The sequence below is a fragment of the Aeromonas sp. S12(2024) genome (genome assembly GCF_041402305.1).
In the GTDB taxonomy this organism is placed as follows: domain Bacteria; phylum Pseudomonadota; class Gammaproteobacteria; order Enterobacterales; family Aeromonadaceae; genus Aeromonas; species Aeromonas veronii.
The window spans coordinates 93,057-112,461 of record NZ_JBGLRB010000013.1 but is presented as its reverse complement, the minus strand read 5'-3'; the positions used below and the strand labels follow the sequence as shown (position 1 = coordinate 112,461).

The following is a 19,405-nucleotide window of genomic DNA, read 5'->3' as shown; positions in this document are numbered from 1 at the left end:
GGGGTATGAGACAAGCATGAATAGTGAGATCTGACCAGTTTATTAATCGGATGCCAGTGCCAGCGCGACCGCCGCTTCGGCATGGATGGCGGTGGTGTCGTAGAGCGGCACCGCCGCTCTGGCATCCCCCACCAGCAGGGCAATCTCGGTGCAACCGAGGATCACCGCCTCGGCGCCAGCGGCTGCCAGCCCCTCGATAATCGCCAGATACTCGGCCCGCGACGATTCGCGGATCTCCCCCAGACAGAGCTCGTCATAGATGATCCTGTGTACCCGCTCCCGCCCGGCCTCATCGGGTACCAGCACCGCCAACCCGAAGCGCTCCTGCAAGCGCCCCTTGTAAAAATCCTGCTCCATGGTGAAGCGGGTGCCGAGCAGGCCGACCCGGGTTATCCCGTCCGCCCGCAATTTGGCTGCGGTGGCATCGGCGATATGGAGCAGCGGGATATCGATGGCCGCCTCAATCTCGGGGGCGACCTTGTGCATGGTATTGGTGCCGATCAGCAAGAAATCGGCGCCGCCATCCTGCAACTTGCGCGCCTCCGCCGCCAGCAGGCGGGCGGTAGCGGGCCAGTCACCGGCATGCTGCAACCGCTCGATACCGGCAAAGTCGACGCTGTTGAGCAGCACCCGCGCCGAGCGCAAACCGCCGAGCTGTGCCCGCACCCCGCGGTTGAGCGCCTGATAGTAACTGACGGTGGACTCCCAGCTCATGCCACCCAGCAGACCGATACATTTCATATGAACTCCTGTCATCCCAAGGGAGGGCAGAACCACGCCACCTTGCAGGCAAGGCCACGCGGACGAGATAAAAAAGGCCCCGCAGGGCCAACAAGACAGCCGGTAAAGGCCCGGGTCAACCCCGGGCTAAATCCAGATCATCCCGACACAGGCGGCCGTCGCCAGCCCCATGCCAAGATTGAAACGCCGCCAACCCCGGGCAGTGCGGATGATTTGCCGCACCTGGGCACCAAACAACACCCAGAACGCCCCGGTGTAGAGGCCGGTAATAAAGAAGATCACCAGCACCCAGAGCGCGGAGGGCCAGTAAGCCTCCCCCGCCAGGGTGAAACCGCTGATGGCGGAGAGCGCCATCATCCATGCCTTGGGATTGAGCAGTTGCAGCATGGCCCCCTGATGGGCGGGAATGAGCGGCCGGTTCCCCTCGGCCGGGCCGCTGGCGGTCGCCACCTTCCACGCCAGCCAGAGCAGATAGGCCGAGCCGATAAGCTTGAGGCCATCGTGCAGCAGCGGCACCTTCTCGAACACCACGCCAAGCCCCAGCGCGGTAGCGAGGATCATCAGATTGATCCCCCCCACCACCCCCACCAGCAGGGGAATCGTGCGGCGAAAACCCTGCGCCGCCCCGGCGCTGGTGAGCAACATATTGTTGGGCCCTGGCGTGCCGCAGGTAACCAGGGCAAACCCCGCCAGGGGCAGTAACCAGTTCAGATCCATCTCAACCTCTTGTCGATGCAACGCCCCCGTTATGGGGAAAGCCTTCTAATATGCAGAGCCAACCCCGTGGCGACAAGTCAGAAATGCCTCTTTCTAGGCCACCTCCCCCATCAGCACAACACGGCTCAATACCAGAGCATCACCACGCAGAGCGCCGTCAGCAGACCGAGAGAACCGTTGAGTCGCCGCCAGCCCCGATCCGAGCTGATCCAGTTGCTCAGCTGATGGCCGAACAGTACCCAGACAAAGCAGACCGGCAGGGCCACCAGCACAAACATGACCATCACCGCCAGCTGACTCGACCAGTAACTGGCGCCGGGCAGGCTGAAGAGACTGATGGCGGAGATCCCCATCATCCACGCCTTGGGATTGAGGAACTGAAAGCCCAGCCCCTCCAGCATGGTTAGCGGGCGGGCCCTCCGGGCCGGATCCCCCGGCGCACCAGCCACCGCGATACGCCACGCCAGCCACAGCAGATAGAGGCTGCCGAAGACCTGCAAACCGAGGCGCAGCAGGGGCCAGCGCTCGAACAGCGGATAGAGCCCTAGCGCCAGCACCAGTTGCAACACCGGCTGCCCCAATCCGACCCCAAGCAGATGTGGCAGGGTGCGGCGCACCCCGAAGTTGGCGCCGGAGGCCGTCAGCATCAGGTTGTTGGGCCCCGGGGTACCGCAGGTGAGTACGGCAAAACCGAACAGGGTGACATACCACTCCATCGTCATATTGTGACTCCTTGCCTGCCACATTGTATCGATACAATGTGTGCTATTTGGTTGTTATCAGGTTGAAATTCACGCTATATTGACGAAAAATTTTGATCAATGGATTTATTGTCACCATGACAATCTGGACGCCCGACCTTGCGGCCTTCGATGGCCCCCTCTACCTCAAGCTGGTCAAAGCGATCGAACAGGGGATCGTGAATGGCGAGCTGCCACCGCAGACCCGGTTGCCTACCCACAGATCTCTGGCGGATCGTCTGGGTGTCACCGTCGGCACCGTCACCCGCGCCTACAGCGAGGCGGAGCGGCGCGGCCTGCTGGCCGCCCGGGTGGGCCACGGCACCTGGGTCAAGGGAGCGAACACGGATCCCGCCAATGAGTGGGTTATCCGCCAGGAGGAGGGGCACCGCATCGAGCTGTGGCAGAACCTGCCGGTACAGCTGGATCGGGCGGCCATCATTCGCCCCATGCTGGGGGAAGTGGCAGACGGGGATCTCAACGCCCTGCTCGGCTATGACAAGGAGGCGGGACGACCGGATCAGCGCCAGCAGTTCGTCAACTGGCTGGCGGAGCAAGGGGTGGCCTGCAGTGAGGATCGCCTGCTGTTCAGCCACGGCGCCCAGCACGGCATCATGCTGGCGCTGCTGGCTACCAATTGCGTGGGGGAGACCATCCTGTGCGAAGGGCTGAGCTACCCCGGTATGCTGGGTAACGCTCGCCAACTGAAGAATCAGGTGGTGGGACTGGCGATGGACGAGGAGGGGCTACTGCCCGAGGCGCTGGACGCCGCCTGCCGTACCCGCCGGGCCAAGCTGCTCTACCTCACGCCAACCCTGCAAAACCCCACCACCGCCATCATGAGTCTGGCGCGGCGGGAGGCCATCGTCACCATCGCCCGTCGCCACGATCTGCTGATCATCGAGGATGACGTCAACGGCCTGCTGCCCCAGCAACCTGTGATCCCTCTGGTCAATCTGGCGCCGGAGCGGGTCATCTATCTGGGTAGTCTGGCCAAGATCGCCTGCGGCGGTCTGCGGGTCGGCTTCGTGCTCACTCCCCACGCCTTGCGCAGCGCCTTCGCCCAGACCATGCGGCTGTCGAGCTGGATGGTGAGCCCGCTGCTGATCGAGCTCGCCTGCAAAATGGTCAGTCAGCGCCAGATCATGCCGCTGGTCGAGCAGCAGCGAGAGATCCTCAAGCGCCGTGGCGAACTCCTGCGCCACCTGCTGCCCGCCGCCCGCTGGCAGCCGGGCAGCATGCACGCCTGGCTGCCGCTGCCGGAGCCCTGGCGCAGCCAGCAGTTTGCCGCCGCCGCCGATGCCCTTGACGTTGGCGTGGCGAGCGGGGAACACTTCGCCGCCGGTCAGTTTGCTGCTCCGCAAGGGGTGCGCCTGAGCCTGAGCCAACCCGCCACCGACGCCCGGGTCGGCGAGGGGCTGGCCCGTCTGGCCCAACTGCTGCAGGGGACGCCCCCCAGCAATCCCCTACTATAGTCAGGGCCAGCCGACCTGACCTTCACGCTTCATCGTCATAGCCAAGGAGATGCCGTGCCCCCCATCAGAGCCGCCCTGCTGTTTGCCACCCTGTTGCTGGGTGGCTGCGCCTCGTCAACGACCCACCAGCAGCTGGGGGCCGCGCTCAATGGATTGGAAGGGGAGTTGCAACGACTGGAAGAGGAGCTGGCGGCGATGAATGGCCTGCACTATCAAAAGGCGATCGATGCGCCGCTCAGTTTGCGCCGTGCACTCGGGGCGCCGCAGCCCACCCCAGAGGGGCTGGTGCCAGTGACCAGCACGCTGGAGGATGGGCCACTCCTGCGCTATCAATACCGACTGCCAGCGGGGATGGCGAGCCTGCCCCAGGACAACCTCTGCCAGCGCTACGAGTTCGAGCTGCGCCATCTGGGCCGCCTCGGCAAACTGGAATTAAGCTGGCTGGGGGAACAGGGCAAGGGGTCACGGCTGATCCGCCAGAGCGACTGCCCCTTAGGGACGCAGATCCGCCCTCGGCAATAACAGGTTGCCGCCCTGAGAGGTGGCATAACCGATTGAAATAACAGCCCATAGTGCGCCCTCCAGCACCCTGCTGGCTACTGTCAGCTTTTCACTCAGCGAGTGCTGTGCCTATGTTCCTCTTGGGTCTACCATAATCAACCTAATGGTTTGCTCACAGGAAGTACCTGCATGACGATACTGCTGCTCGAAGAGGATCCCCTGCTCCGTAGCGCCATCACCCGGGAACTGACCGAACAGGGGGTGCCCGCCGACCGCATCCACTACCACAGCCATCCAAACCACGAGCGCAGTGGCCTGCTGGCCCTGCTGCAACAGCACGCCTTCGACGCCATCATCTGTCAGCAGGACAAACAGCAGGATCTTGACGGAGCCCGGCTGCTGCATGAAGCGCACTATCTCGGCCTGCTGCAACCCGGTTGCGTATTGCTGCTGCTCGATGCCGATCAAAGCGAGCAGGAGTTTCTCCCCTCGGATCTCTACTTCTCCCTCTATCTGCCCCTCCCCTTCATGACCCAGCAGCTCACCGCGGTGCTCGGCCAGCTGGTGAAGTTAAGCAACCTGACCCGCACGCTGGCCGCCCCCATTCTGCTGCGGGAGTGGCAACTGGCTACTGCCCTCTGTGAAGACCTGCTGTTTCAACGGGAGAATCGCTCGCTGACCCCCTGGCTGGATCGGCTCAAGGGCTATCTGCTGCTGCAATCAGCCGAGCAGATCACTGCCGCCCAGCACTATGCCCTCTGTGCCAACGAATATCAGGCGAGCTGGCCAAGGGCCGGGCTCTTCTACGCCATGCTGGGGCTCGGCAAATTACAAAGCGCCCGGACCGACTTGCAGCGCCATCAGGCCAGCGTCTCGATGGCCACCCGGCTGGAGCTGCAACTCGCCAGCCAGCTGCACCAGCATCACTGGCTGGCGGCGTGGGAGACCATGGGAGAGCTGCTGCAGATCCGCCCCCATCAGCCGCGCTGGCATCAGCTGGCGATGTTGCTCGGGCTGGTGCTGCAAGATGAGGAGAAGGTGCTGGAGCAGGCCAACAGCCTGACCCTGCGCCACTTCAGCGAGCAGCGCGTCCGGCTCGCCATCGACAGCTTCATGCTCAATGCCAGTCTGGCGGTGCTGTGGCACGCCCCCTCCAGCAACCGGATCCGCTCCCTGCAACAGGAGTGGGAGCACCTCAAGCGCACCGTCCACCTGCAACCCCACGAATATGAGCTGCTGCAGGCGTTGATGCTGGGGCTGGATTACCGCTTCGACGAGGCGCTGATCCTGATTGCCCACCACCAGCCGGATGAGGGGAGCGACAACCACCTCACCCTGCTGCTCGGCTTTGCGGTCAGCCAGTTCTGCGGTTTGCCCCACCACGCCCAGCGCTACCTGACCCAACTGACCCAATATCGCGTCAGGGTGGCGCCCCACCCGCTCACCCGCCAGCTGTTCCACCATCTGGTGGCCGAGCTGGGCCAGCGCCTGACGGCGAGAGAACAACGGCTGAGCGAACTGCGCCAGCTACGCCACAAGGCGATGCAGGCCAGCCAGTATCAGACCGCCCTGCAAGCGGGCTTGCAGCTGCTGGAGGAGTTCCCCGCCCTGCCGGGCGATGCCTGGCAACTGCTGGAACTGCTGCAACACTGCTGGCCAGCGGGTATGGCCGCCCCCAGGGTGGCGCTGCTGGTCGATACCCTGGAGCGGCGCCTCAAGCACAGCCCCGCGTTTCTCGATCAGCATGCCCGGCAGTACCAGCGCACCCTGCAGGAGATCCGTACCCACCTGCAGCCGCACCTCTCCGGCAGCGGCCCCTCCTGTCTTGTCGCAGGGCAGCCCGAGCCATGATGAGGCAAGCGGCGTGCAAACCGGCATTGTCGGCAAAGCCAATATAGAGAGAGGGGAGCCTTGGCTCCCCTCTCTCTATTTGTTCTCTGTCAGCTGATGGTGCTTAGTGCCAGACTCAAACCAGCGCGTCACTCTCCAGCGCCGCCTTGAGAAAATCCTTCCAGCTGATGATGCCGACCAGGGCGCCATTCTCCAGCACCGGTAGGCAGGAGACCCCCTTCTCCAGCATCAGCTTGACGCCGTCGCGCACGGTGAGATGGGGAGCGATGGTGACGAGCTGACGACTCATGATCTGGTGGGCCCGCTTGTTGAGGGTTTCGGTATCGCGGCTCATCTCGGCTTCGGAGTCGAGATAGGGGCTGATGGCGCGGAACAGATCCCGATCCGAGATGACCCCCACCAGCTCCTCCTCTTCCAGCACCAGCAGGTGGCGAAAGTGGGCCTGCTCGAAGATATCCCTGATGACTCGGAGTCGATCATCCATTGAAACGGTGGCGACCCGGGTCGTCATAATATCCCTGATATGCATGCTAACCTCCCGTAACCAAACTGGTTTCTCTGTTATGGCATGTTTTTGCAGTGCCAGCCAGTGGCCAACCCTTCGCTACAGTGCAAATCAGCGTCATTTCACGTAAGATCCGCGCCAGTTTTTCTCCTCCATTTTGAGCAAGCAGATCCCACCCATGATAGTTGCCAGTCAAATCGAACTGATCCGCGGCGGCCGCAAGCTGCTGGACAACGCCTCCGCCACCATTCACCCGGGCCACAAAGTGGGTCTGGTGGGCAAAAACGGCTGTGGCAAGTCCACCTTTTTTGCACTGGTACGGGGCGAGCTGGCCATCGACAGCGGCACCTTCAGCCTGCCCACCGGCTGGCAGATTGCAGGCGTCGCGCAGGAGACACCGGCGCTCGACTGCTCCGCGCTCGAGTATGTGATCGACGGCGACAAGGAGTTCCGCTCGCTGGAAGCACAGCTGGTACAGGCCGAGCAGGATGACAATGGTCTGCTGGTGGCCGAGCTGCACGGTCGCCTCGATACCATCGGCGCCTACAGCATTCGCGCCCGCGCCGCCGAGCTGCTGCACGGCCTCGGTTTCAGCGACGAGCAGCTGAGCTCGCCGGTGCGCAGTTTCTCCGGTGGCTGGCGCATGCGTCTGAACCTCGCCCAAGCGCTGCTCTGCCGCTCCGATCTGCTGCTGCTGGATGAACCGACCAACCACCTGGATCTCGATGCGGTGATCTGGCTGGAGAAGTGGCTCAAGGGCTATCAGGGCACGTTGGTGCTCATCTCTCACGACCGCGATTTCCTCGATTCGGTCATCAGCCGCATCATCCATATCGAGAACGGCAAGCTCAACGAATACACCGGCGGCTACTCCGACTTCGAACTGCAGCGCGCCGAACAGCTGGCCCAGCAGCAGTCGATGTACGAGAAACAGCAGCGGGAGATGTCCCATATGCAGGCGTATGTGGATCGCTTCCGCTACAAGGCCTCCAAGGCCCGTCAGGCCCAGAGCCGCCTGAAAGCCATGGAGCGGATGGAGAAGATCCTGCCCGCCCACGCCGACTCGGAATTCAGCTTCGAGTTTCGCGAGCCGTCGGCCCTGCCGACCCCGCTCATCGCCATGGAGAACCTCTCTGCCGGTTACGGTGACAAGGTGATCCTGGAGAAGATCAAACTCAATCTGGTACCGGGTTCGCGCATCGGTCTGCTCGGTCGCAACGGCGCCGGTAAGTCCACCTTTATCAAGATGCTGTCGGGCTCCAACCCGCCGCTCTCCGGCAAGCTCGAAGTGAGCGCCGGGGTGAGCATCGGTTACTTCGCCCAGCATCAGCTGGAGACCCTGCGTCTCGACGACTCCCCGCTCGATCATCTGGCCCGCCTCGCGCCGGACAAGACTGAGCAGGAGCTGCGCAACTATCTGGGCAGCTTCGGTTTTCACGGTGACAAGGCGCTCGACAAGGTGGCGCCCTTCTCCGGCGGCGAAAAGGCGCGGCTGGTGCTGGCGCTGATCACCTGGCAAAAGCCGAACCTCTTGCTACTGGATGAACCGACCAACCACCTGGATCTGGAGATGCGCCACGCCCTCACCATGGCGCTGCAAGGCTTCGAAGGGGCCATGGTAGTGGTCTCCCACGACCGTCACCTGCTGCGCACCACCACAGATGACTTCTATCTGGTGCACGGTGGCCGGGTCGAGCCGTTCGACGGCGATCTGGACGACTACCACAAGTGGCTCGGCGAGCAGGAGAAAGAGGCCAACGCCAAACCGGCCGATGGCCCCGTCTCTGCCAACTCGGCGGTGGCGCGCAAGGATCAGAAGCGGCGCGAGGCGGAATTCCGCCAGCAAACCCGTCCCCTGCGCCAGAAGCTGGAAAAGCTCGAAGCGAGCATGGAGAAGCTGCAGGGCAAGCTGGCCGACATCGAGAGCCAGCTGGCCGATCCGGCCATCTACGAAGAGAGCGCTAAAACCAAGCTCTCCGAACTGCTCAAATCCCAGGGCCCCCTCAAGGAGCAGCTGGAAGAGGTGGAGCTGGAGTGGATGAGCCTCTCCGAAGAGCTGGAAACTATGGAGCAAGCCTTCTTTGCGTGACGAACAGCTGATGGCCAGCGAACGGGTCGCGGTCCACGAATTGCCGACGCCGATCGGCTTCTGGCACTGGAGCGGCAAAGTCTATGGTGAACGCAGCCAGGATTGGCTCACCGTGCAGGAGCAGGGGGGCAACGTCAATCTCGCGCTGCTGCTGCACCGGCTCGATCAGCTCGGCATCGTGGTCGATCTGACCGACCTGCAACCGGCGCTGGTGCAGACCGAAGCGGTGCTGACCCCGTGGCGTGCCCTGCGCCAGAGCGCCAAGACGCGACTCGACGAGCAGCAGTATCAGTCGATGCTGGCCCACGAGCTGGAGCTGGAGCGGCTGCAACAGGGCGTCCTGTTGCAGACCCTGCGCAGCCTCTCCCTGTTTCGCGGCAACAGCCGCAATTTGTTGAACTATCTATCGTTACTGGGTGCCCAGCAGGGCCCCCTCAGAGATCTAATATGCTGAGCTACCGCCACGCCTTTCACGCCGGCAACCATGCCGACGTGCTGAAACACGCCGTTCAGGCCCTGATCATCGAGTCCCTCAAGAAGAAGGAGAAACCCTTCATCGTGCTGGACACCCATGCCGGCGGCGGTCTCTACGACCTGCGCGGCGACTGGTCCCAGAAGAAGGCCGAGTATGCCGACGGCATCGGCCGCCTGTGGGACGAGCGGGCCCAGTGGTCTGCCATGGCCCCCTATCTCGGCGTCATCGAAGAGATGAACAGCGATGGCCAGCTGCACTACTACCCCGGCTCGCCGGAGCTCTCCCGCCGCCTCACCCGCGAGCAGGACAAGCTGGCACTGATGGAGCTGCACAACAACGAGGTCGAAGACCTGCGCGCCAATATGGGTTACGACCCTCGCGTGGCCGTGCACCACCGCGACGGCTTCGAGGGGCTGATCGCCCTGCTGCCACCGACCCCGCGCCGCGGGCTGGTGCTGATCGATCCGCCCTATGAGCTCAAAGAAGATTACTTCGCCGTGGTCGACACCCTGAAAAAGGCGCAGAAACGCTGGGCGACCGGCATCTACGCCCTCTGGTATCCCATCCTCGGGCAGGAGGCGGACAAATCCCGCGACATGCTGCGCGCCATCAAGCGCGAGAACTTCGGCAACGTGCTGGTCGCCGAGCTGGAAGTGGCCGGTCAGACCACCGATTGGGGCATGAACGGCTCAGGCATGCTGATCATCAGCCCGCCCTGGATGCTGGACGAGCAGATTGAAGCGTTCCTAAAACCGCTGTGCGCCAAGCTGGCGCAGGGCGCCGGCGCTCAATACAAGGTCGAGTGGCTGAACAAGGTCGAAGAGTAGGCCCGCACCAGCCCGCTCTGGCGCCCGGCCAAGGCGCCAGCAAGTCGCTCACCCAAGCCGTTCACAGTGGCGGCATGGCCAGCAAAGAGAAGCCCCGTTCAGGGGCTTCTTGTTTTTTACCCGCCAGCGCTTTTACCCACTAACTGTTTTCCTCACCAATGGCGGCCACGGCGGCCACGCATCCCCTCTGCACACCAGACCAGCAGTTATTGATTAATTAATTGATCTCGCTCAGGAATTCCCCGCATACCTCTTTCCCTTGGCCAATAGGCCAGTACTATAGCCAATTGGCAACAAAGCCTCGTAGGAGTCACCCCATGAGCCATGCCAACCCCATCCCGTTGGTTAAACGCAGCAGACTGGAGGCTGTAATTCAGGGGCGGTAGCCATGCCGGATGGAATGGATAAGCGAGAGTTGCCTACGACCCACTCTACATGGTGACGGCCCATTTTTATTTCTGATTTATTTCTGACCTGCTCATGCAGGCGTGATTTGTCGGCGCTTGCCAAGAGTGCGCTGAGCACTGATTTTTCACACAGTAGTAACGGTGGCGCAAAAAGAGGAAGTCAAGCGAATACGCTCAGCATAAGAAGAAAACTGGTAACATTATGATTTAATTATTATTTTTACTTGGCGGCAGTGAAAATGTTACGGAGTTACATGGAATGCTCTGCTAACGGATTAATGCCGCCTTCCATCTAATCACTGCTAGACAGAGAAACCATGAAACAAGTCATCCAACAAAGAGTCACAGAAAACTTAGCTCGCGTCAGGAATCTTGTAGCCATATATAGAACTCATCTCGCCGGAGCGGGGAGAGGGAGACGTGGCGCACACCAAACTGACGTACTTCGCTCAACAGTTGTATTGCTTCATGCCACCCTTGAGGATTTCCTGCGCTCATTGGCGTATTGGAAATTGCCTGCCGCTGGAAAAGTAATACTGGACGACATTGCCTTGGTTGGGCTGGGTCCTAACCCCAAAAAATTCTTCTTAGGTGAGTTAGATGCCCATCGAGGAAAACTTGTGGAGCAGCTTATTGCAGAGTCAGTGAATGAGCACCTAGAGAGATCCAACTATAACAACACCCAAGAAGTAGCCTCTCTTCTTCAAGCAATTGGGATCAACGTACCCGCAGTCAATAGAAGCTTTCAAGCTCTTGACCAAGCCATGGCAAGACGACACCAAGTTGTTCATCGTGCAGACAGAGATGAAACCCCTGGAAGAGGAAATCACAATGTCCGCTCGATTGGGACAACTCAGGTCACCACATGGATTGACGCAGTAGAGCAATTCACAACTGACGTACTTGCACAAGTCTAACAATTGGTTCAAACCGTTCGCTTAGCTCACTGGGACGGGCTAAAGCCCGCCCGTTAACCAAACGTTATACATAAATCACTTCGGGAGCCGATATGGACGGATACATTCAAACAGGGCTAGGGATACTTGTTTCACTTGTCCTATTTTTGATTGGTTACAGACAAACTATCGGAGCTAAAAAAGAGCGAGCAAAGAACGCTAATAACTCTATTATTAGAACCATGATGAGGCGTATGGTTTTGGAAGACTATGCTCCCGTCTACAAAGATATTTCTAGAATTATTGAAGGTAAAGCACGAGAGTTTCAGGTTTCTTCAAATGACCTGCTATCCGAAGACCAGATTTTAAATAGCTTATATACCGAGGTTTTCGACAGCGACTTAATATCACCTTCACAAAGAGTCGAAATCGAGAAAAGACTAAATTCAGTATTTGATAAAATAGAAAAAGAGCCAGTAAAACCAACTCTTTCAGAGTTTCAACAGATTAAACAAGAGAAGGCGAGCAAGAAAGAAAGTGTAACTGCTATGGTGCTTTCAACTTCCATGCTTGGTGCACTTACCTCAACCCTATACTCATTCTACGAAACTAAAACTTTCGAGCCAGACTTCCTTCTCTCTGCTTTTGGTGTATTAATCGGAAGCATAGCTGTTTTAACAGTCTTAACTACGTATAGGCGAAGTAAAGAGATCGATGTCCTCCCCTCCAGATCATCGGCTAGCTTAATATCGTCAGAATTTGAGGCGGATATTGCAAGGGTTCTAATTAAAGGAGGTTTCAAGTTTTCAATTGAGCCTAGCGTAAATGGTCTACGCCCAGACTTCCTTGTCAATGTAAATGGTAGACAAGTGGCAATTGAAGCCAAATCATGGCATGGCCCCGTTCCGCTTCACATTCTAAGAAAGACAATTGAATATCTTCAGAAGCTTGTTTCTATGGACGGCGTTGATGAAGCAATTTTAGTTACAAAGAAAAGAGATGGCATTCCAGTTGGAGTTTTTGATAACGAAAAAATATCAGTACTTACTATCAACGAATTAGCCAGTAAATTAAAAAGTGCAGCGTAAATGTATAACAATCGCATGTTGCCGGACTGCTTTTACGCTGCGCTTCAAAGCAGCCGCAAATGCGGGCGTTAGGCATCAACAGAAAAGGAAAAACAGGATGTCAGAACGAATAGGCTATGCAGTTTACAGCGAGATAGAGGCTGGTTACTTGGTAACCGCATCTCCGAGTAACTATCTATGGGATCCAGCAGCTGCGATAATCTATGAAACTGCTGCAAAAGCGTGGGCATCAGCCAAACGTAGAGGCGCAGGATATGCTATTGCTGTTGCAATCAATCGTAATGAAAATGGCAATTTTGAGCATGAGCAAATTCCACCTCCCATGAAGGCCCCTCCAGGGAGCTGGATCGTTAAAATCGAAGACCACGGACTTCCCACGGGGCCACTTTACATTACGAGTCTGAGTAAAGATGGCAAACCTCGCGCATCATCAGAAATTCATGAGGCCCGAGGATTCGACCATGAGCAAGCAACCGAAGTGGCATCAAGAATGAAAGGTACGGTTAAAGTAGAGCAAATAGCCTCATGACCGAAATGCGTTGAAATGTGCATGAAGTACTGAAATCGAGGAAAAAATGAAGAACCTGATACCTGTAGTTGCCAGTGCATTTTTGATAGCTGGTTGCCAATCCAACCCTTCCCAGAACACACCTGCATCGGGAATTGAGTTCGCACATGACAAATTCAGCGTTCTCATGGTTTCGGTTGATGACACATTTGATTTTCCGAGAGGTAAGTTTTTCCGCTCCTCCTATGCTATCCAGGAAAAATTAACGGTCAAATTGCCTGGTGTTGTGGGCATCTATGCTGACTTCTTCGACCACTGCCTGAATACCGGCAATAAACCGCAGATTATCGATGGCGTCGCGCTAGTCTGCCGATCTGATCAGGTCAATCTTTATGCCGTTATCGCTGTAGAGGCTGGCAGGACAGCGTGGCTGCAAGTCGTTGAACCGAGTGACATGAGTTTACAGATAAGTGCACAAGAGCTTGCTGACTATGCAATGAATAATTTTGCCAATTATGTTGAGGCTGATGTGAGCAGTACCAAGCGACTGCTTGGCACCAGCTCTCTTTACAAAAACGTTCCCGATTGGCCGTAACAAAGTAACGGGCACAAATCTGGGACACCCACCTTTCTGAGCAAGGCGCAGCATAGCCAGAACCCAAAGGATGGGTGTCCAAGGTCTTCTTGTTCATGGGCAAGTGTGAAGAACCTGTACTTTATCGCCTTGGCTGCGCTTGGCAACCGCTGAACCGCACCGGCCACTCGCCCGTTGATAGGTTTTCTCTATTTTGGCAATAGATGAGAATAGTTTTCATTTAATCTCATTTCGGCGGATACTCTCATCATCAACAGAGGGAGCCGCCATCATGAAAAAGACCATCAGCTTTGCCATCCTGCACTTCGGTGTCGCCTTTACCGTGGCCTACCTGCTGACCGGTGAGCTGCTGACCGCCAGCCTGATCGCCCTGATCGAGCCCGCCGTCAACACGGTCGCTTTCTACTTTCATGACCTTGGCTGGCAAAAACTCAAGCCAAATCACAGCCTGCAGGCCAAGACCAGCAGCTTCGCGGTGGTCCACTTCTCGGTGGCCTTCGGGGTGGCCTTCCTGCTGAGCGGCGAGCTACTCACCGGCGGCGTGATGGCGATGATCGAACCGGCCATCAATACCGTGGTGTTCTTCTTCCACGAGCGGCTGTGGCGCGCCCGCAGTCAGCAACTGGCGCTGGCCTGATCAACCGGGCAACCCGCCTCCCCCCTTTATCGCGGCAACAAAAAACCCGACATTCCGGCCAGGAGTGTCGGGTTTTTCACATCAGCAAAGATCTGTATCTGGATGCATCACCCGATGCCCCATCAATAACGATCAGGCTTTCTTGCAGATGGGGTCAACGATAAAGGCATTCTGATCAAACTTCTGCCAGGCGCCGGTGCCGACCCCATCGACCACCAGAATGGAGACCACGCCGAAATCGACAAAGATCCCGAGCAGAGTAGTGGCATCGAACGACTTTGAGACCGGTACTGTCACCGAGTAGCAATCAGCACGCTTGACCGTGATGGTGTAATTCTCTTTCTTCTTGAACGAGGTGATCACATTGCCGTGGCCCAGCAGCATATCGTTGACGTAGATCTCCGCATCGGGATCCTGACTGCGAATGGAAACCTGCTGACTTGTGCCGTTAAACATGGCCGCACAACCGGACAGTATGATGGCCAGCAAGGCCCCCGTCATCAACCTGAACATAGCTAACCTTCTTGTTATTAAGAAAAGGCCGCAAATCTAGCACGCCTCTAGAACAGGAGTGAAAGTGCAATGCTCAAAGCCTGTCTGAATGCTCAAAATAGCGACCACTCCTGACCAGCTTTCAAACAAGCCGGCCTCATCCAGCAACAGTTATCTTCCCCATTGGAGGAGCGCGGCAAAACCGGTCGCCAGCACATGCTGCAGAGCAAAATGCGCTCGGCTCCCCTGCTGCATTGCCCTGTAGAGTGTGCTGTAGTAGGCAGATATGCCCTCTCATTGCTGGAATCTATCGATGAACAAGACCTTGTTTGCCACCCTGCTGTTTGCCCCTCTGCTGGCCAGTGCCGCAACCCCCTCCTTTGACTGCACCAAAGCCTCCGGGTCGGTCGAAACCCTGATTTGCAAGGATGCCCAACTGGCCGCCCTTGATAACGAACTGGCGGCTCTCTACCCCAAGGCGATTGCTGCGCTCTCTCCCGAACAGCTCAAGACCGAGCGTGCCATGCAGCGCGGCTGGATCAAGGGTCGCAACGACTGCTGGAAGGGGCAGGATCTGCGCCAGTGTGTGGAAGATAACTACCTGCTGCGGATCACCGAACTGCAGATCAGCGGCGGCCAGCTGATGGTGCCGGCACCGGTCAACTACCAGTGCGGCAAGAACGTCACTCTCTCTACCTACTTCTATAACGATGCCAAGCTGCCCGCCGCGGTGATCAACCTGAGCGAGGGCGACAAGCAGCAACAAGTGCTCGCCTATGAAGCACCCAGCGCCAGCGGCGCCCGTTATGAAGGGCAAAACCTCACCTTCTTCACCAAGGGGGACGAAGCCACGCTGGAGCGTTACGGCCAGCCAACCCTCACCTGCATGGAAAATCCGACCAAGGGCTGAGGCTCATAGGGGCGGCTCGCCTTGCCGCCCCACCTTGACTAGATGGCGATATCCAGCGGTTTTCCTTCCCGCACAATCCGCAACTTGAGCGACCCCGGCTTGCCGGTGCTGAGCAGTTCACGCACCTTGTCGATATCGAGGGGACGATAAGCCACCCCGTTGATCTGCTCCAGAATGTCGCCGTTGGCCAGACCATAGGGGGCAAGATCCCGTTCATCGCTGTAGTAGACCTGCAAATGCTCGCCATCAAAACGCACCCCGATATTGCGCAGGACTGGCGGCACTTTTCGCGCCAGGCTGTCGGCGTCGTAGCAGAGCATCATCCGCCCGGGCATGATCGCAAAGCGATTGAAGCGGTTAACAAAATCCAGCCCCAGACCATACTGCTCATTGCTGTTTTCCGACACGCGCAGCTCACCGAGCTGGCGCTCATCAAAGTGCAGACCGGTGAGGATATGTTCACGCCCCTCCACCATACCGCTGGCATCCACCCCTTTGCGTGGCATCGCATCTTCGCCAGAGATCGCCTTCTGGCTCGCCATAAAGTCGATAAAAGCATGATCGGCATAGCTCTGATCGGCCCCGGTATCCAGATACATGCGCACGCTGCTCTCACCGTGGGTCAGATACATTGCCGGGGAACGGTTGTAGCTGTCTTCATAGCCGATGCAACGCTCGAACGTGGCTGCCGATGGTGCCGTCAGCAAAGCAGTTAGCTGATGCTTGTCGCGATCAAACACCCAGTTGAAACGGCGGATGGTGTCGATCCCGAGGATGCCATCGATACGGCTGCCGAGAGACTGGGAGATGAGATCGAAATCAACGGTTGCCCACAGATCGCTGTCATCAATGGTGACCGACCCCAGCGAGAAGGGCTGCGGCTCAACAAAGCCAAGCTGCTCGCTGCCCAATTGGCTCGAAACGCTGTTCACACTGGCAAAATCAGCCTGATAGGCCCTGGGCAATTCGCTTAAGGTCAGCGCCTTGAAGCGGCTGGCCAGACGACGATCGATAAAGGTGATACTGGCCCCGGTATCGAGCAAAAACTGGTACTGCTCACCAGCGATGGTGACGGGGATCAGGGGGGCGCTTTCGTAATGCACGGTCAGCACCGGGCCGGGTGCATTGCGCTTGGTGGATGAATCCGGGGCTGTGCAGCCTTGGACGACGAACAGGGCCAACATGGCCAGCGCCACTTTGAACTGCGACTTCATAACTCTCCTTCCCGATAGCAGATGCCCCCGCGACGCCACCGCATAATGCTATCTTGTTGATTTATAGATAAATAAGCTATTTCAGCGGGGAATGCGGACAATAACAAAGAGTTTTATGCTGGTTCAAGCCGGATATGACCATGAATATTCTATGGTGATAGTTCAAGAATGGTTGTTCACGCTATCTCGGCGCGTCATCAATCGTGGGTGACATTTGATTAATTTATTGATCTTGCACAGAAAATCTCAATATTGAGCTTTCTCTACACAGCGCCATGGTTAATATTGCCATTTGGCAACACTTGCCTCGTCGGAGTCTCCCATGAGCCATGCCAACCCCATCCCGTTGGTGAAACGCAGCAGACTGGAGGCTGAAATTCAGGGGCGGTAGCCATGCCATAGCTCGCCCGGTCCCTTTTTGATCCAAACAAACTGACCGGCAAACCGCGGACTCATCCACAACATGCAAATCAAGGTGGTATATGGAAACACAAACCCTGCATCGTGGTCGGCTGATCGACCATATCCAGCTGGTGGTCAAAGATTTGGCCGCCAGCCAGCGCTTTTATACGGCCATTCTCACCACCCTCGATATTCCGCTGGGCGGCACAGGTGAGGGCTACTTCTGGGCAGACGAACTGTTTGTCACCTCTGTCGACAGCCCCGCCGCGCTGGGGGCACTGACCGGTCGCCACCACCTCGCCTTTCAGGCAAAAGATCGCGCTATGGTGGATCGTTTTTATCAGGCCGTATTGGCTAACGGCGGCAAAGATAACGGCGCCCCCGGCGAGCGCAATTATCACCCCGGCTACTACGCCGCCTTTGTCCTTGATCCGGACGGTAATAATATCGAAGCGGTTTATCACGGCGAGGCAACGCGTAGTGCTAGGTCGGTGGAGATTCGGTTTTAGCAAAAAATGAAAAAACATAATTGGGATATTTCCATGGACGGTAGGTGACTATACCGCACTTAAAAAAAGAGTACCCAATCTATGAAAACATATGAATTTTGATAGGAGTTATTCATGCCTATTGTTCTTGCTATTGTTGCAATAATTATCATGTTATGTATTTTTGGTAATTCAGGAAAAAATTTAATTACTGGATTGATTGCTATCGTTTGCGCTTTATTTATTGGTGCTGTTGGTTTGGCATTATTGGGGACGGGCATTGGAATCCCAGTTTTTGGAGTTGCAATAGTTATATTCCTAGTGTTAAAAGGTGCCACTTCAAAATAACATCACACCAACATAACCATGAAAAAATCAAATAATCAACTTCAGCCGGCATTTATAATGAAGGTTTTTTGATAAAATTGAATTCAGCCACAAATCTATTAAGATAGCTTTATCAAAAACAGCCAAGTAATAACCACGACATATCATAGGCAGGAAATTTAGTTGGATTCAAACTTAAGTCTTATTAAATACTATAAAAGGCGCATTCTTGTCTTAAAAAGAAAGCTCGACAATATAAACCCAGACTCATTGAACCTTCAACCTATTCTAGATTATCAACATTATTTAATCAGACAAATTATCAAAGATGAAAAAAGGCTGAAACGCAGAAAAGATGAACTAGCAGTTCTAAAACGTCGCTTGAGAAATAGATCTTTAGGAAAAGAAGAAGCGAAGGTAGCCAAAGATTTAATTAAACGAAAAAATGAGCATATTGCTGGAAATAAATACCTTCTTTATCTTTGGCGATGTTTTGGTGATGGCTTGGCCTTTAAGTTTATAAGTAAGTGGAATCTTAAACGATTTCTCTATGAAGCTGACTCAGAGAAAATAAAACAACGATCAGGTAACATAGATGGAAAGGATGGCTTTGACAAAGAACTAGCCCTTCTAACTGATGCAATAGAAAATAATATACCAGCTATATTGTGTGATATTACAAATGTAATACGCCATGGTGATGTATGTCTTCTTGGCGCCTCTGACCCATTTGTAATTGAAGTGAAAAGTAGTAAAAATAGAAATACACGGGTTGAACGTCAACTTGAATCCATCAAAAAGATACACAAGTACCTCGATGAAGATTTCGGAAACATTGGTGGTGTAGAGGGCGTGCAGCGTTTTTCGCTATTTAGCAAAGAACGTAACCACACTGATGCTTTCAATAGAGCAATTGAACTATCTAAAAGTGAGCGTTACGTAAAAGTAAATCCAGAGAAGGGGCTCTATTACATTGCGCTAAATACAGATCAAGAAACGAATTTTGATGAAGTATTTTATGGACTTGATCACTCCTTTATTTACTTGATAAATCAAGCTAAAACTGAGCAATGCTGGGATAATTACTACCCGTTTGTTTTATCGATTACAGACCCAGCAAATTTATATAGGTTTATAGCTGGTGATGTTTATTTATTTGTCGCTATTAGTACAAAAGTGCTCCAAGAGATGGCCTCTAATATTGGCTATGCCCTAGAAATATCGGAGGAAGGACTCTTTATCTTTAGCAAACCAATTAATGCTAATAGCGAACCTTTTAAGGTAATCGTCTCCGAGCATTTCTCAGGCAGGCTTGGATTAGAACTCATCACGTTAGAATGGTTCTTTGAAAACGAAAAAATGCTCTTAGACAAAATGGTAAATGAAGCTCATAGGTTATAATAGCACCGCATATTCGGACAATGGCAAATAACCAAGACACAAAAACCTAGAGCAAATACTATCTCGATAGCAAAATTTCTTGATAAGGTGAGGTTCCTCTGTCATTCACTGATTAAGCT

At 55.8% G+C, this 19,405-nt stretch carries 21 protein-coding genes; 15 read left to right on the top strand and 6 right to left on the bottom strand.

Annotation, left to right across the window (positions count from 1 at the left end; all coding sequences use genetic code 11):
- Positions 1-42: 42 nt before the first annotated feature.
- The 3 genes from ACB035_RS13805 to ACB035_RS13795 form a co-directional block, all read right to left on the bottom strand.
- Positions 43-741, bottom strand: a complete 699-nt coding sequence (locus ACB035_RS13805) for an aspartate/glutamate racemase family protein (protein WP_274160873.1) — start codon at positions 739-741, stop codon at positions 43-45.
- Between the two features lie 126 nt (positions 742-867).
- Positions 868-1,458, bottom strand: a complete 591-nt coding sequence (locus tag ACB035_RS13800; RefSeq protein WP_005335534.1) for a LysE family translocator — start codon at positions 1,456-1,458, stop codon at positions 868-870.
- Positions 1,459-1,583: 125 nt separating this feature from the next.
- Positions 1,584-2,180, bottom strand: coding sequence for a LysE family translocator (locus ACB035_RS13795; RefSeq protein ID WP_236353987.1), 597 nt, complete (start codon positions 2,178-2,180; stop codon positions 1,584-1,586).
- Positions 2,181-2,296: 116 nt separating this feature from the next.
- On the opposite strand from ACB035_RS13795, the gene ACB035_RS13790 reads away from it, so the two are divergent.
- The 3 genes from ACB035_RS13790 (at position 2,297) to ACB035_RS13780 (ending at position 6,025) form a co-directional block, all read left to right on the top strand.
- Positions 2,297-3,673 carry a PLP-dependent aminotransferase family protein gene (locus ACB035_RS13790; protein ID WP_371167476.1) on the top strand — a complete coding sequence of 459 codons (1,377 nt, stop codon included), beginning with the start codon at positions 2,297-2,299 and terminating at the stop codon, positions 3,671-3,673.
- A 54-nt stretch (positions 3,674-3,727) separates the two neighbouring features.
- Positions 3,728-4,195, top strand: a complete 468-nt coding sequence (locus tag ACB035_RS13785; protein WP_371167475.1) for a hypothetical protein — start codon at positions 3,728-3,730, stop codon at positions 4,193-4,195.
- A 168-nt stretch (positions 4,196-4,363) separates the two neighbouring features.
- On the top strand, positions 4,364-6,025 hold the full coding sequence (locus ACB035_RS13780) for a hypothetical protein (RefSeq protein WP_371167474.1): 1,662 nt from the start codon (positions 4,364-4,366) through the stop codon (positions 6,023-6,025).
- 115 nt (positions 6,026-6,140) lie between these two features.
- On the opposite strand, the gene ACB035_RS13775 is transcribed toward ACB035_RS13780, so the two are convergent.
- A complete protein-coding gene (locus tag ACB035_RS13775; RefSeq protein WP_040068349.1) occupies positions 6,141-6,554 on the bottom strand; it encodes a CBS domain-containing protein in 414 nt (137 codons plus the stop codon).
- Positions 6,555-6,708: 154 nt separating this feature from the next.
- Between ACB035_RS13775 and ACB035_RS13770 the strand changes: the two genes are divergently transcribed.
- From ACB035_RS13770 to ACB035_RS13735, 8 genes are all read left to right on the top strand, one after another.
- Positions 6,709-8,619 carry an ABC transporter ATP-binding protein gene (locus ACB035_RS13770; protein WP_203118534.1) on the top strand — a complete coding sequence of 637 codons (1,911 nt, stop codon included), beginning with the start codon at positions 6,709-6,711 and terminating at the stop codon, positions 8,617-8,619.
- Positions 8,612-9,073: a DUF2390 domain-containing protein gene (locus tag ACB035_RS13765; protein WP_005343337.1), complete on the top strand. Its 462-nt coding sequence runs from the start codon at positions 8,612-8,614 to the stop codon at positions 9,071-9,073. The genes ACB035_RS13770 and ACB035_RS13765 overlap by 8 nt, the downstream gene beginning before the upstream one ends.
- Complete coding sequence (locus tag ACB035_RS13760) at positions 9,067-9,921, top strand: 23S rRNA (adenine(2030)-N(6))-methyltransferase RlmJ (RefSeq protein WP_236297897.1); 855 nt, start codon at positions 9,067-9,069, stop codon at positions 9,919-9,921. The genes ACB035_RS13765 and ACB035_RS13760 overlap by 7 nt, the downstream gene beginning before the upstream one ends.
- Before the next feature lie 724 nt (positions 9,922-10,645).
- A complete protein-coding gene (locus ACB035_RS13755; protein WP_342401221.1) occupies positions 10,646-11,245 on the top strand; it encodes a HEPN domain-containing protein in 600 nt (199 codons plus the stop codon).
- A 92-nt stretch (positions 11,246-11,337) separates the two neighbouring features.
- Entirely contained in the window at positions 11,338-12,312 is a 975-nt protein-coding gene (locus ACB035_RS13750) for a hypothetical protein (RefSeq protein WP_342401220.1), read from the top strand.
- A 97-nt stretch (positions 12,313-12,409) separates the two neighbouring features.
- Complete coding sequence (locus ACB035_RS13745; protein ID WP_371167473.1) at positions 12,410-12,841, top strand: hypothetical protein; 432 nt, start codon at positions 12,410-12,412, stop codon at positions 12,839-12,841.
- Positions 12,842-12,887: 46 nt separating this feature from the next.
- Complete coding sequence (locus ACB035_RS13740; RefSeq protein ID WP_236351254.1) at positions 12,888-13,415, top strand: hypothetical protein; 528 nt, start codon at positions 12,888-12,890, stop codon at positions 13,413-13,415.
- Between the two features lie 271 nt (positions 13,416-13,686).
- Complete coding sequence (locus ACB035_RS13735) at positions 13,687-14,052, top strand: DUF2061 domain-containing protein (protein ID WP_103252316.1); 366 nt, start codon at positions 13,687-13,689, stop codon at positions 14,050-14,052.
- A gap of 132 nt (positions 14,053-14,184) precedes the next feature.
- Here ACB035_RS13735 and ACB035_RS13730 read toward each other — a convergent pair whose 3' ends face one another.
- Complete coding sequence (locus ACB035_RS13730; RefSeq protein WP_371167472.1) at positions 14,185-14,565, bottom strand: hypothetical protein; 381 nt, start codon at positions 14,563-14,565, stop codon at positions 14,185-14,187.
- Between the two features lie 292 nt (positions 14,566-14,857).
- Here ACB035_RS13730 and ACB035_RS13725 point away from each other — a divergent pair, with 292 nt between their 5' ends.
- Entirely contained in the window at positions 14,858-15,454 is a 597-nt protein-coding gene (locus tag ACB035_RS13725) for an MliC family protein (protein ID WP_371167471.1), read from the top strand.
- A 38-nt stretch (positions 15,455-15,492) separates the two neighbouring features.
- Here the strand turns inward: ACB035_RS13725 and ACB035_RS13720 are convergent, their stop codons facing one another.
- Positions 15,493-16,668: an aspartyl protease family protein gene (locus ACB035_RS13720; protein ID WP_371167470.1), complete on the bottom strand. Its 1,176-nt coding sequence runs from the start codon at positions 16,666-16,668 to the stop codon at positions 15,493-15,495.
- Between the two features lie 482 nt (positions 16,669-17,150).
- Between ACB035_RS13720 and ACB035_RS13715 the strand changes: the two genes are divergently transcribed.
- The 3 genes from ACB035_RS13715 (at position 17,151) to ACB035_RS13705 (ending at position 19,286) form a co-directional block, all read left to right on the top strand.
- The gene (locus tag ACB035_RS13715) at positions 17,151-17,579 is read left to right on the top strand and encodes a VOC family protein (RefSeq protein ID WP_371167469.1); all 429 of its coding nucleotides are present in this window, start codon (positions 17,151-17,153) and stop codon (positions 17,577-17,579) included.
- 114 nt (positions 17,580-17,693) lie between these two features.
- Positions 17,694-17,906, top strand: a complete 213-nt coding sequence (locus ACB035_RS13710) for a hypothetical protein (protein WP_371167468.1) — start codon at positions 17,694-17,696, stop codon at positions 17,904-17,906.
- Positions 17,907-18,068: 162 nt separating this feature from the next.
- Positions 18,069-19,286, top strand: a complete 1,218-nt coding sequence (locus tag ACB035_RS13705) for a hypothetical protein (protein WP_371167467.1) — start codon at positions 18,069-18,071, stop codon at positions 19,284-19,286.
- Positions 19,287-19,405 lie beyond the last annotated feature (119 nt).

Bases quoted from the DNA above. Each gene is read 5' to 3' on its own strand.
- ACB035_RS13735 (WP_103252316.1), top strand. From the start codon at position 13,687: ATGAAAAAGACCATCAGCTTTGCCATCCTGCACTTCGGTGTCGCCTTT.
- ACB035_RS13800 (WP_005335534.1), bottom strand. From the start codon at position 1,458: ATGGATCTGAACTGGTTACTGCCCCTGGCGGGGTTTGCCCTGGTTACC.
- ACB035_RS13725 (WP_371167471.1), top strand. From the start codon at position 14,858: ATGAACAAGACCTTGTTTGCCACCCTGCTGTTTGCCCCTCTGCTGGCC.
- ACB035_RS13715 (WP_371167469.1), top strand. From the start codon at position 17,151: ATGGAAACACAAACCCTGCATCGTGGTCGGCTGATCGACCATATCCAG.
- ACB035_RS13760 (WP_236297897.1), top strand. From the start codon at position 9,067: ATGCTGAGCTACCGCCACGCCTTTCACGCCGGCAACCATGCCGACGTG.
- ACB035_RS13730 (WP_371167472.1), bottom strand. From the start codon at position 14,565: ATGTTCAGGTTGATGACGGGGGCCTTGCTGGCCATCATACTGTCCGGT.
- ACB035_RS13790 (WP_371167476.1), top strand. From the start codon at position 2,297: ATGACAATCTGGACGCCCGACCTTGCGGCCTTCGATGGCCCCCTCTAC.
- ACB035_RS13750 (WP_342401220.1), top strand. From the start codon at position 11,338: ATGGACGGATACATTCAAACAGGGCTAGGGATACTTGTTTCACTTGTC.
- ACB035_RS13710 (WP_371167468.1), top strand. From the start codon at position 17,694: ATGCCTATTGTTCTTGCTATTGTTGCAATAATTATCATGTTATGTATT.
- ACB035_RS13795 (WP_236353987.1), bottom strand. From the start codon at position 2,180: ATGACGATGGAGTGGTATGTCACCCTGTTCGGTTTTGCCGTACTCACC.
- ACB035_RS13755 (WP_342401221.1), top strand. From the start codon at position 10,646: ATGAAACAAGTCATCCAACAAAGAGTCACAGAAAACTTAGCTCGCGTC.
- ACB035_RS13805 (WP_274160873.1), bottom strand. From the start codon at position 741: ATGAAATGTATCGGTCTGCTGGGTGGCATGAGCTGGGAGTCCACCGTC.
- ACB035_RS13745 (WP_371167473.1), top strand. From the start codon at position 12,410: ATGTCAGAACGAATAGGCTATGCAGTTTACAGCGAGATAGAGGCTGGT.
- ACB035_RS13720 (WP_371167470.1), bottom strand. From the start codon at position 16,668: ATGAAGTCGCAGTTCAAAGTGGCGCTGGCCATGTTGGCCCTGTTCGTC.
- ACB035_RS13770 (WP_203118534.1), top strand. From the start codon at position 6,709: ATGATAGTTGCCAGTCAAATCGAACTGATCCGCGGCGGCCGCAAGCTG.
- ACB035_RS13740 (WP_236351254.1), top strand. From the start codon at position 12,888: ATGAAGAACCTGATACCTGTAGTTGCCAGTGCATTTTTGATAGCTGGT.
- ACB035_RS13775 (WP_040068349.1), bottom strand. From the start codon at position 6,554: ATGCATATCAGGGATATTATGACGACCCGGGTCGCCACCGTTTCAATG.
- ACB035_RS13780 (WP_371167474.1), top strand. From the start codon at position 4,364: ATGACGATACTGCTGCTCGAAGAGGATCCCCTGCTCCGTAGCGCCATC.